The sequence below is a fragment of the Streptomyces sp. CA2R106 genome (assembly GCF_037034245.1).
In the GTDB taxonomy this organism is placed as follows: Bacteria; Actinomycetota; Actinomycetes; order Streptomycetales; family Streptomycetaceae; genus Actinacidiphila.
On sequence record NZ_JBAGKC010000029.1, the window covers coordinates 1 to 12,127 of the forward strand.

Below are 12,127 nucleotides of genomic sequence, written 5' to 3' on the forward strand. Positions count from 1 at the left end.
GACGACGGAGGGATCTACGTAGTGATCAGGGCCTCCGACGCCGAGCGCCGCAGCCCGCCGGGGCCCTCCCCGGTCGGCTCAGGCAGTGCGTCCGAATGGTGCCGGTGGAACCAGTCACGGGGGCAATACATCTGATAGCTGCAAGACTCCACGGCCTTGCTGGTCCTGTGGGAGACAGACGCTTGGCCCCCGTGGTGAGGAGAATGCTCTGCTGGCCGAGTTCGAGAAGCACTGGAGCACGCTTCCCTTCGCCGGCCTCAGACACTGAGATCCCTACGGCCCGGTCAGTCCCGGCAGTGGCCACGGCTGACGTTCTCCCCACCGTTTGATCTCCGCCAGCGTGCGGGAAACGTCCCCCACTGCGGGGCGCCTGTCGTACTCTTCGGCACTGGGGGTGCCTCCGACGTCAGGTTGTCGCACACCATCTGGGGGGAATCGCATGCAAGACTCTTCCGACTCGTCGGAGCCATGCCAGCCAGGGGGAAGCAGCAGTGGCGGCTCCGTCCCACGCTCTGGGGGCTCATCGGCGCCCCGCGCGGACAGTGATCCGGCGTCGTCGACGGTCCTTGTGGAGGTGCGGCCCGGGGTCGCCGTTGCCCTCGGCGAGGTCCCCGCGGAGCTCGTTGCGGAACTCGAGCTCGATCCGGTCGACATCGGGCTCCTGTCGGTCGACGACCGCACGCGGATCTCGGAGGCTCTCACCTCGATCGGCAGTATGGCGACCGTGGGTGGCAGCCTCGCGAACACGTTCGCCGGAGTGGAGGGCGTCTACCGGCTCAGCGACATCACGCGGGCGTATCTGAGCGCCGGAGGAACACTCGCGGTCAAGGACGGAGCGAACCTGGGAGGGGTGTTCGTCAACGGCCGGATTGTTCATCAGGCCCGTCTGATCCCCGTGACCGCGGTGAGCGCAGCGGAGGTCGCCGTCACGATCGGACCTACATTGGCGATGGTCGCGCTCCAGATGATGCTGAGCCAAGTCGGGAGTCTCGTCAGGACCAGCATCGCGCTGACGAACGAGGTCCTCACGACTATGCGCCACGGACAGTGGGCCGAGCTGACGGCGCTCGTCGACACCGTTGATCGAACGGTCAGCCGCGCGCGCGAGCTCGGGTCCGTCACGACAACCGAGTGGGAAAAGGTCGCGGCCAAAGAGGACACCTTGCGTACGCAGCGCGAGACGTATCGGCTGAAGGTCGGCGAACATGTCCGGCAGCTGGGCCAGCTCGACATACCCGGTCGCCGTCAGTATCTGGAGACGAACGCCACGCCGATCATCTTCGACGCCTACGCCCTCCTGTCCTCGCTCAAGGCTTGGACTGGCTACCAGACACTCCACGCCGCGCGCGCGAGAGCCGCCGGACGCGAAGAAGCCGACGAGGCACGGCTCGTCGGGATCATCGAACGCGAGACCGGCGAGGAGATCAGCTCCGCCCTTGCCGACACGACGGGTCTCGTCGACTCGCTCACGCGGGAGCTGCGGATCATCGCCGAGTTGCCCGGACGCACGACCATGCCGCTGCTGGGAAAGCGGAAGGACACGAAGAAGGGCCGGCTCACCAGCGCCCAGCTTCTGGAGGCGATCCAGCCTCTCGCCGACGCCCTTCGTACGCCGGCCCCGCCGCTCGAGGCTCCCGGCGTCCTCTGCGCACCCAAGGCATCGGATCCGGAGCGGTATCTGCGCATCCTGCGATGGTTCCTGAAGAACGGCGAGACCCTGCGCGCACTCGGACTCGACGCCCCCGCCCGCATCGGCGCGCTCCTCGACGGAGCCAAGGAGAAGGTGGCGCCGGCGATCGACAAAGCGTCGGCGAGGACCCTGGTCGCCGTCACGGACCGCCGGATCATCACGGCTCGGACGAATGCTTTCCTCGGGCAGGGCGAGATCGGCCAGGACATCCCGGTCGACCGGGTGCGATACGTCCGGGCCCCGACCGCGCGGGACGGAAGCGGTCGCCCGGTGATCGACCTCATCACGGCGGAGAACAACATCCGTTGGGTCTTCGACTCCGAGGTAGACGACGCTTCGGTGGCCGCGCTCGCAGCCGTGCTGGCCGAGTCGATGAACATCCCGGACGAAGAACGCGCCCTACTCCGGCAACCTCGCCACACCGCGCTCATGGCGGACACGGCGGGCGAGAGCGCCGGTTCGAAGTCTGTGGAGCAGCTGGAGTCCGAGTCTCCCGTCAGCGAGGCCGGATAGCCCGTGCGAGGGGCCTAGCCCTTCGGGAGAAATTAGGCGATGATCACAAAAAACCACCTCCCCAGACTCGCTCAGACCAACACCCGCCCACCCCCTGACCTGCGGTTCCCAAGTCCCCTCAGGTCAGGGGAGGATCGGGGCCTCGGCCGGGACGCAGAGTCCGGGGGGTCGCCGCTGCCGGGGCCTGGCGTCCCGAGCTATCGGGATCGTCAGACGCGACCACACCGCCCGCGTTCAGGCCGAACCACTCGGCTCGCCCCGCCGTGTGCTCGATGCGTCAGACGCGTGTTCCTCGCGTCCCGTGGCTGGAGGCGCCGGCGGATGCCAGGTCGTCGAGGAGGAGGTCGGCGACCATCTCTTCGAGCACGGCAGTGCCGTGCTCCACCATCGCCTCCGTGAGGGCTGGGTCCCAGGGGGCAACGGTCAGGCGTCCGACTGCGGGGCCGTGGGCGGTTCGGGTGAGGGCGTCGCAGTAGTCGGCGGCCGTCATGCGCCAGGGGGTGGCGGGGGTCTTGTCCAGGACGTAGGCCGCGATACGTATGCCCTCGCCGTCGAAGTCCCCGTGGTAGCGCAGCGCGGCCCCATGGTCAGCGAGCAGACGCAGGAGGTGGACGGCTGCGCTGTTGGGCCAGCCTGACGTGCAGACGAGGGGTGGGCAGGCGGTATCGAAGCGGCGCAGGGCCAGGGCCATCACGCTGGGGTTCTCCGTGATGTGCACCGGCCCTGCGTGGAGTTGGAGGTCACCCGGGTCCCGGAGTTGGGCGAGGGTGAGCGACGCCGCGTGTCCCGCCTGGCTACAGGCGCCGGTGATCCGGCTGAGCAGCCCGTCACCGACAAGACGGAGGCCGGCGGCGAGAACGGTGCCGGACAGGTCGTCGTCGGCGACGCCTGCTCGGGCCCACATCCCGCGCCGCTGCTGCGCGTTGCGCGGCATCTCGGCGCCGTGCATGGCGGACAGTGCCCGTAGGACGAGCGAGGACAGACGGGTCCCGTCGTCCAGGGCGTGCGAATCCCCGCTCACCATTCGCGCGGCGAAGACGGGGAGGGGTTCCGCCTCGGCCGGGAGGGCCGCCAGTACGGCCAGGGCGGAGGACAGGAGATCCCGGGTCCGCGGCACCGAGCCGTCGATGAGGCCACCGTTGCGGCAATGGGCGACCCATTCCCCGAGGGCGGGTTGCGACCGTACCGTCTCGTGTCCCTCCAGCCATGCCCACAGTTCGTCCCGCTCGTCCTTACGGCGCTGTCGCACGGCGGCGCGGTCGTCGAGGGGGCCTACGAGGCCGGCGACGATGTCTCGAACCGTACGGCCGCCCGCGTCGGCAACCGCCTCCTCCAACCGCGCGAGCGCGACCGAAGGCGTGACTCCGGGGAGACGGTCAAGGCCGAGCAGATCCGCCAGTGCCTCGCGCTGCTCGTCGTCGAGTGGGCCGATACGCACCCGGCTGACGGGGCGCCCGGAGGACAGGCGCTCGTGCAGCGCCTGCCACAGAGGCCGCAGGGCGGGGCGGTCCAAGCCGGCAAGGTCGGTCATCCCGGAAATGCACCCGCGTCCTCCAACGCGCCCGGCCCGTCCGGCTCTTCCGCTTCCATCCCGTGGCCGTTCCATACGAAGCGCACGCTGGTGACCGCGTCGTCACCGTCGTCGGCTCCGGTGATCAGCTGGTGCACTGCGATACCGGACAGCTCCCGGTACGTGCACCACTCGTGATCCGAGGTAAGGATCAGGTCGAGGTCGAGCGCGCTGAGCAGGGCGAACACCTGGCCGCGGTTGGCGGTGTCGACGCCGACGAAGACCTCGTCCAGCAGGATGGGGCGGGGTGCGTTCGGTACGGCCTCGTAGTGGGACGCCACCGCGGCGAAGAGCGGAAGGTGCAGGGCGATCGCCTTCTCACCGCCCGAGAGCGCTCCGTGCAGCTTCTTGGTAAGGAGCTGCCAGCCTGAACCGTTCGTGCGGTCGAGCTTGACCACGAACTGGTGCCAGGCGGTGTAGTCGAGGACTTCGGCGAGCTGCTCCTCCCAACTGGCTGCTGTGTCCTTGGCCTTGGCCTCTTCGATGCGGGCACGGAAGAAGGCGTGCAGCGCCTCCCGGTCGGCGTCCGTGATCCTTGCGGGGTCCTTGAGGAGGAGTTCCCGGGCGGTCCGGGTGCCTGGCGGGAGGTCGGGGTGGACCTGCCACACCAGTTGCACCGCGACGTTGGAGGCGGTGCGCACGTGCTCGAGATGACCGTTCATGCGGTCGACGAGGTCGTTGGCCCCGCGGATGCGGTCGGCCAGGTGGCGTCGGGTGTCTCCGGTGAGCGTCTGGTCGAAGAGGCGCCGTTCAGCGACCGTGATGTCGTCCCGGCTGCTGTCGCGTTCCTGCGTGAGGGTCTTGAGCAGTCCTGCCGCACCGATGCGTACACCGTCCATGGAGGCGGTGAAGAGCTGCACGTCCTCGTCGGACTCCAGGTCGAGGTCGGCGCGGCGTCCGACGGACTCGCGGGCTTTGTGGATCGCTTCGGAGAGCCGGTTCAGGGCATCGCCGAGATTGCGTGGCCCGTGCGGGAGGTCCGGCCACTTCGCCGCCACCGACCGTGCCGCCTCCAGTGTGGCGCGAGTGCCGTCCTGGGCTGCCAGGTTGATGGCCAGCCCCGCGTCCTCTGCAAGGCCGAGGGCGCTGAGATGCCGGAATCGCCGTGCGGCCTCATCCCTGGCACCCACAGCCTTGTCGCGCTCGCCGGCGTCCTGCGCCATCTTCTCCTTCAGTCCCCCGATGAGCTGTGCCAGGCGCAGGAGTTCGGTGTTCTTCGCCTTGATCTCCTCGTGGGTGCGGCTGAGCTCCTGGCGGTGTTCGCCGATACGGGCGGCGATGGCGCGGAAATCCTGCCCGACGGTGCTCTCCGCTGCCTCCAAGGCCGCGGCGAGCTCCTGCGCCTCCGTCTCGGCGGCCTCGGCGTCGGCTGCGTGCTCCCTCGCGGTGCCGAGCGAACGGGCTGCTCGGCCGCTTTCCGAGGCTGCCCGCTCCGCAGCCGTTGTCGCGTGGAGGTGAGCGTCCATCCAGGCGTCGGCCGTGTCCCGGAAGACGTCCACTGCGGCGGACAGCTTCCTCAGGTGATCCCGGCCGGTGGGCAGCAGGTGCTCGGCGGCCAGCCGGCTGAGGGTGCGCAGGGACCTCGCGACCTCCGCCTCACGGTCGGCCAGGACGCCGACCGCACCCCGCACGGCGTCGTCCCGGACCCCGACGCCTTCCTCTGCCCGGTCCCAGGCTCGTCGCTTGGCATCCAGTTCGCTGTATCGGGGGCGGACGGCGAGGTCGGCCTCCAACCGGTCCCGTCGATCACGCAGTTCACGCAGCTGCGCGTCGAGCGCCGCGATGGTGCCGTTCACTTCAGAGAGTCGCTCGGTGAGCTCGGCGATACGGCGGCGCCTGGCCCTTTCCCGGGCGACGGAGCCGATGTGGGCCGGCTCCGGTTTGCTCCATGTGCCGGTCGCGGAGGCCAGTCGCCAGCTTCCGTCGGCGCCGATCGCCGCCGCGTGCTCGCTCGGAAGATGCGAGCCGAAGGCGATGCCGGCCAGAAGCCGGTGCACGATGTCGGCAGGTACCGCGACATCGGATTCGGGACGCAGCACGTCCAGCAGCGACGCTCCTGGAGCCGGCACCGCCCAGGCGGCGTCGGCCTGGGTGTCGTGGCCGGGTAGCGCGACGTCCCCGTAGGGATTCACCCAGGCGTCCAGCAGGCCGGATGCCTCCAAAGCCGCCTCCACGCTGGATTGAACGCTGCCGGGAACGGCGTCGTGGAAAGCGACGAGCCGCCACAACGGCGCTCCGATCATCGTGGAACGGTCAGCGGTTCGGGTCGGCGGAGCTGCGGGCAGCACGTCGGTTTCCCGGTGGAGAAGGTCGAGGGCGGTCACGAGCTCGGCACGCTCGGCCAGTGCCGTTCCGCGAGCCGCCTCAGCCCGCGTCCGGGCCTCGGTGATGTCCCGGTCAGCAGTGCGGACGCAGGACTCCACGGCCGCCATCACATCGGCCTCGACCGCCGCACGGGAAGCCAGCTCCTCGACGTCATCGAAGCGCAGTTCGACGCATGCGGAGGCCCACTCCGTCAACAGCTCCGCCTGCCGGACGAGACCTTCCTCGTAGGCGTTTGCTGCCTCGTCGCGTCGTGTCACCGCCTCCGCCAGGCCGGTGCGCGCCTGGTCCAGTGCCCCCTCGGCGGCGGCTCGCTCGCGCACGGTCTGCTCGTGCCGTTCAGCGGCGGTGACGACTTCCGCGATCTGTCCCTGCCGGGAGTTGACCGCACCCCGCAGCAGTTGGCGGGCCGACCGGATTCGCTTCTCGACCGCCCCGCCCGTTTCACCCGCGACGCCTGAGGAGTCCGTGGCGGTGAGCGGGGCGTCGAGCATCGCCTCCGCCTCGCGGTGGACCGACTCAAGGCCGGCGTCGCGAGCTGCTCTCCGGGCGTCTTGGGACGCGTCCTGAGCGTGGGCGGTCGCCGATCGTGCGCTGTCGGCGGCACGGTCGGCGCGCTGCCGGTCCTCTTCCGCCAGCCGCCGTTTGTCGTCGGCCGTGGCGCGCTGCGCCTTTGCGGTCCCCGCAGCGCGTTCGGTACGACGGTGGAGGGTGTCCAACTCCTTGCCCTGCCGGTATGCGTCGTGGTTCATCAGGCCCTCGATGGCCGCTTCCAACCTTCGGGTGCGCCGCTCGCACTCATCCCGCTGATCGGCGCCGGCCTGCTGCGCCTGCACGGCCTGCGCGTGCTGCTCGGCGCTCTCCCGGGCGAGGCGGGTGAGGTTGTCCATCTCGGTGGTCGCGGAGATCAGCGTGGCGGCGTGCGCGCGCAACACGCGTTGGGCGTAGCCGCGTTGCTGGGCGGCGATGCTGCCGGCGGCGTCGACCTCGTTGTCCAGGTCCTTGAGATGGTCGCGCTGGCGGTCCAGTCGTTCGAAACCCTCGGCGAGTTCGGAGATCTCTCCCTCGCCCAGCGGCGGCAGTGCCCGTGACAGAAGCGTGGACAGCAGGGACGGATCGAGCCGTTCGGAGAGTTTGGGCTGGCGCAGTTGCAGCAGGGCGGTGATCAGGGCCTCGTACCGCTGCTCGCTCATACCGGCGAAGAGCGTGCGGCGGACCGCCGTCCGATAGGAGTCGGCCGAGGGATGGATCTCGCCGTTTCCGTCCAGCGCGGCTGCGAGTGCCGCCTTGGTCAGGGGCTGGCCCGCTTCGTTGACCAGGAGGATGCCGTCGGGGCGGGCGATCCTCCGGTCCGTGGTGAAGTAGTCGGCGTGTGTGCCCGTGGTGTGAGTGCTCGCCTGCAGACGCGCCCCGCAGGTGAACCATCGGGTGTCGCTGCCGTCACCGCCGCCGTCAGAGGGGTAGCCGAACTCCATCCACACATAGCCGACGCGTGTCTTGCCGGTCGCCCCCTCTCCCATGAGGTTCCAGTGCATGGTCCGCTCCGACCCGCCGAAGGTGGACAGGCGGTTGGGCCGCAGGTTGGCATCGAAGAGGAAGGGCAGCAGCAACTCCAGGGCCTTCGACTTGCCGGTGCCGTTCTGGCCGCGCAGCAGGAGGCGCCCCTGGTGGAAGGTGAACGTCTCGTCGTAGTAGCGCCAGACGTTGAGGATGCCGGCGCGGTACGGCTGCCAGCGACGCCGTGGTGAGGGGGCCTCCTGCTCAGGCAGGGTTGCCGCACTCCTCGCGGGCAGGTCCGTGACGCTCACGGGGCGACCTCCTCGGCCGTGACGGCGGCGGCAGGATCGGCGGAGTCACCAGCACCGTCCTCGGTCGTCGAGGTGGCGCCGGTGAGGCGGTAGCGGAAGGCCGCTGGTCGCAGCAGCGTGCGGTCGCCGACGTGGTGGGCGAGGCCGAAGTCGCGCAGGACCGACACCGCGTCGTCGGCAAGTCGCTCGGCCCCGTCCGCCGACTGGTACGCCTTGGCCCAGCGCGGGAACTTCCGCAGCAGCCGGGAGCCGATCTCGACGAGTTGTTCCGGAGTCGCCCCGCCCGGCAGATCCTGGATCTGCTCCAGGAGGAGCAGCGCGGCAACCTTGGCGGTGGAGGAGTCGTCGGGGAACTTGGCGTCGGTCGCCAGGAAGTCCGGGTCGACGAGGAGGAAACCCTCCGTCCGCTCCTCCAGGACGAAGCCCGCCTGCTCAACGGATCTGCGCAGGATCTGGCGTCCGGTCGGGGAGGCGAGGTAGGCCCGTTCATCGTCGGTGAGATCGTCCCGGTAGACAACGGGGTCGTCGAAAAGGCGGCGCAGGACGGAGTGGCGCAGCCACAGATTGCGCTGCGCCTCGGAGACCGCCGGCGACTCGCCCGCGTCGTCGGTGATCGATCCTCCGCCGTAACGGCGTTCCCGCACCAGACCCGACAGCAACTCCTCAAAACGCAAGGGCCCTTCGGCAGACGGAACCGAGAGCCGGGACGCCCCGATGGGTGCGGCCGCCAACCGCATGAGCAGCGTCGCGTCGACCCGGTAGAGCACCTTCGCGTCAGCCGACTCCACGAAGGACTCGGTCGCGCCGTCCAGCGCGGTCAACACACCGTAGGACTCCAGCAGCTTCAGTACGTCCGCGAAGGCCATCCGCTCCGCGCGGCCGGCCGTGTCGAACGGCGGCAGCGCCGGATCCGCGGCGGTGGCCTGGACGACGCGGTCGGCGAGCAGGCCGATGGTCGTCACCGGCACCGCCAGCAACTCGGCCGCCGTGACGCACAACAGCACGTACCGCCTGCGGTCGAACGGGGCCCGGCCGGAGCGCAGGCGCCGGGCGGGGCGGGAACCGTCAGCCGAGGAGCGGACCTTGGCCAGCCGGGCGTACCCCCGCCGGGGTTCCACCACGAGACTCCAACCACAGGTGTAGTCGAACCACTTCGCCAGGGGCTCCTTGCGCCGCCGGACGATGTCGAAGCCTGCCGGGTCGGCACGTTCGGTGATCAGCGGCTGTGCCAGCAGCAGCCGGATCCCCCGGCTGACCTCCTCCCGCTCCGCGACCACGAGTTGGTTGGCGAGAGTGCTCATCCCGTGGCCTCCCGAAGTCGGCTCTGCCCGTACGGGGCCTCGGCAGCACCGGCGGCGGTGATGCTCACCACGTGGTCCGGTCCGGTCAGGACGCCTTTGGACGTTCTGAGCCGGGCGGTCCGGCCGTCGTCGACCTCGATCAGGCTGATTTCCACCTGGCCGTCGGACGTGCTGGCCCGTCGAGTTCCCGAGGCGTCGGGGCGGGCGGACAGCGCCCTGCCGAGGAGGTCGAGGAGCCGGGCGAACGCGGCGTCGTCCAGTTCTCCGAAGTCGGAGAGCCGCACCGGACCGTCGGTTCTCAACGTGCCCCACGCCCGCTGGAGTTCGGCTCTCTCCTGTCGCGCCTTGTGGGCCCGCCCGGCCTTGACCGACGCGACGTCCCGCACCTTGCCCGTTCGGGTGAAGCGCTCCGTGCGCCCGCTCGTTCGCAGCAGCGCCGAGACCTCGACAGGAGGGGCCTCCACCCACGTGCGTGAGGAGGGGACCAACTCCGGGTCCGGGTGCGCCAGGTGCGCATGGCGTGCCGACCCCAACCCGAATGCCAGCGTCCACAGCCTGTGCAGATCCTCGTCCCCCGGGGCGTCCGCGAACCAGCGTGCCAGCTCCCTGAAGTCCTGGGCGGCGCTGGAGGAGCGCCGGCGCGACTCGGTGATCCGGTCGAGGACCTGGAGCAGCGAGACGATGGCGCGGCGGGCGACATCATGGAGGCGGTCCACGCGTGGTCGTGCTCCGTCTTCGGGCAGGAACCAGGCCCGAAGCCCCGCCCAGCGCGCCCGGCGGCGCTCGAGCCAGATCGGGCCGGCATCATCGCCGGCGACCGGCGGAAGCTCGGCCCCGCGCAGCGCTCGCTCGTGCAGGACGGCGACTCCGCGCTCTTCCACGCGGGAGACGGCCGAGGCGACACCGTGGCTGCGCTGCTCCAGGTTGACGAGGAACTCCTGGAGGTAGGCCACCGTGGCGGCCTTCACCTCGCGGAAGACGTTGAGGTCCGCACCTTCGGCTCGGAGCAGCCGCTGCAATTCGCCGTTGAAGGCCTTCGTGTTGTCCAGCAGCGTTTCCAGGTGCCCCTCCAGCTCCTGAAGGGTGCTGAAGATCCGGCGGTCCGGCGACGTCGGCTCCTTGAGCAGGATGTACAGCTCGTCCAGCCGATCGGTGATCGCCTCCAGGACAGCGGTCTGCAACGCCCCTGTCGCCGTGAGCACCTCCAACGCGTGCCGGACCCCGGCCAGGGCTGCCTCGCCGCGCCGGGTCAGCGAGTACTGCAGGTTTCGCCGTTCGTACTCCTCCGCCGTGCGGTAGTTCTCCGCATGGTTCTGGACGACATCCAGCAGCCCCCACTCCCGGAGTGCCTTCAGCGCGCCGTGGAGATCCTCGTCGGATATCGCATCCAGCCAGCCTGCCGTGCGCAGCCGTCCCCGGACGTCGTCCAGCACAAGCGCCGTCTCCAAGCGCTCATTGGCCGCACCGAAGGCACCCAGGATCGCGCCGTACAGATCAGCACGCTCTCCCGTGGCGAAGCGGAACATCTCCGGTGGAACCCTGCGCACGTGTCCTTCCCCCTCCGTCGGGGATCGCGGCGACCCCACCCCTCACACAACGGTAGGGGCATGCGCTGACAGCTGAGTCGGAAACAACCGAGTCGGCTGACGTTGACCAGTCCGCGTGGCCGCGTGGTATCGGAGCAGGCATCAACCACAACGGCAGACGGAGATCTATCGCTACCGCCCCGAAGGCAGTAGACGTCGCCACCACGCTCGACTGCTCGTTAGGCCGCGTATGGCCTGTTGGTTCGCGACCGGCTGTCTGCCCACTTCAACGTACAGCGGGGTTGCCACGATGAGCCGGTGCGACAGTGCTCCCGCCGGCGGGAAGTTACACAGCACGCGGGCGTGGCCCTTGAGGTATCCCTGTGACCGGTAGTGGTGGGAAACCATGTCAAAAGCAGAGCGAGCGGCGAAACTCTGATCGCCTTGGCTGGTGGAGAGCAATGCCTCGGGAAGGGAGAAGTCTCCGAGGTTCTCGCGCTGGGCCAGTTCGGCCGCCAGGTCGTGCAGCCAATCGGATCCTGATCCCATCCGTGTCGGCGGATGATCCCGATGTCCACGTACATGCTGCCTCGAACCGCACAGCAAAAGTCTGATGTTGGCGCATGGCTCCCCTCTCGGGCAGGGTCCGTCCTCCAGGGATGCGTAGGCAAACACACCTTGATCGTTGAGTCCTACGTCGCTCAAGGCCGCCCCGTATCGGAACCATCCCTCGAACTCCAGCCAAGCATCCGTTCCTAACCCAGCACAGGAAGCTGGGGTCTTGGTGTGAGACCAACACACTTCTCTCAGGTGACCTACGATCTCCTCCAGCCGTTGCGCCTCGCTAGGCACTGCTGCGCCGCCCTCACCGAGGGCGAGACGGGCCCCCATGCCGAGACCCTTTACTTCTAAGTCGATGGACCGCGACATGATGCTTGATCGCGACGTTCCGTAGAAATCGTCGAACTTGGCTGTCGCCAGATACTGCAACTCCCTCATGCGCGTCCCCAGCATTAGTAATTTATCCAGGACCCTCAGTCCCCTGTGTGGACCCACCGTAGTGGCGTTGGGGTTCCCTACGCAGCGACGGGAGATGGGAGCCGCTCTTGCGCGACCGCGTCGTGGTCGTGAAGCTCTGCCGCTGGATCAGCCCGTGAGGTTCACTTCTGTCAGGAGCGACGAAGCAGGTCAGGTCGCCGTATTTCTGGGAGCCATTTGGGAGCCGAACCGCTCCCCGAGCCCCAGCGAAGCCGCCCTAGTCCCACCCAGCCCAACCCTCTGACCTGTGGCAACGCCAAACGGCCAGGCAGCGACCCGGGTTCGTCGGCGTTCGGGACGAAGAGGCCGTGGATTCAAATCCCACTGCCCGCGAGCCGGTGGCGGTGCGGTGTCCGGCC

The 12,127-nt window shown here is 69.2% G+C and carries 6 protein-coding genes; 1 reads left to right on the forward strand and 5 read right to left on the reverse strand.

Features of this window, described 5'->3' with window-relative positions:
• Positions 1 to 568 precede the first annotated feature (568 nt).
• Complete coding sequence (locus tag WA788_RS29235; protein WP_335982346.1) at positions 569 to 2,203, forward strand: hypothetical protein; 1,635 nt, start codon at positions 569 to 571, stop codon at positions 2,201 to 2,203.
• 277 nt (positions 2,204 to 2,480) lie between these two features.
• Here the strand turns inward: WA788_RS29235 and WA788_RS29240 are convergent, their stop codons facing one another.
• The 5 genes from WA788_RS29240 to WA788_RS29260 all read right to left on the reverse strand — a co-directional run bounded on the left by WA788_RS29240 (position 2,481) and on the right by WA788_RS29260 (position 11,744).
• Complete coding sequence (locus tag WA788_RS29240) at positions 2,481 to 3,734, reverse strand: TIGR02679 family protein (RefSeq protein WP_335982348.1); 1,254 nt, start codon at positions 3,732 to 3,734, stop codon at positions 2,481 to 2,483.
• Positions 3,731 to 7,903, reverse strand: coding sequence for a TIGR02680 family protein (locus WA788_RS29245; protein WP_335982350.1), 4,173 nt, complete (start codon positions 7,901 to 7,903; stop codon positions 3,731 to 3,733). Before WA788_RS29245 ends, WA788_RS29240 begins: the two co-directional genes overlap by 4 nt.
• Positions 7,900 to 9,204, reverse strand: a complete 1,305-nt coding sequence (locus WA788_RS29250; RefSeq protein WP_335982352.1) for a TIGR02678 family protein — start codon at positions 9,202 to 9,204, stop codon at positions 7,900 to 7,902. Before WA788_RS29250 ends, WA788_RS29245 begins: the two co-directional genes overlap by 4 nt.
• Positions 9,201 to 10,730 carry a TIGR02677 family protein gene (locus WA788_RS29255; RefSeq protein WP_335982354.1) on the reverse strand — a complete coding sequence of 510 codons (1,530 nt, stop codon included), beginning with the start codon at positions 10,728 to 10,730 and terminating at the stop codon, positions 9,201 to 9,203. Before WA788_RS29255 ends, WA788_RS29250 begins: the two co-directional genes overlap by 4 nt.
• Positions 10,731 to 10,922: 192 nt before the next feature.
• Positions 10,923 to 11,744, reverse strand: coding sequence for an SAVMC3_10250 family protein (locus WA788_RS29260; RefSeq protein ID WP_335982356.1), 822 nt, complete (start codon positions 11,742 to 11,744; stop codon positions 10,923 to 10,925).
• Positions 11,745 to 12,127 lie beyond the last annotated feature (383 nt).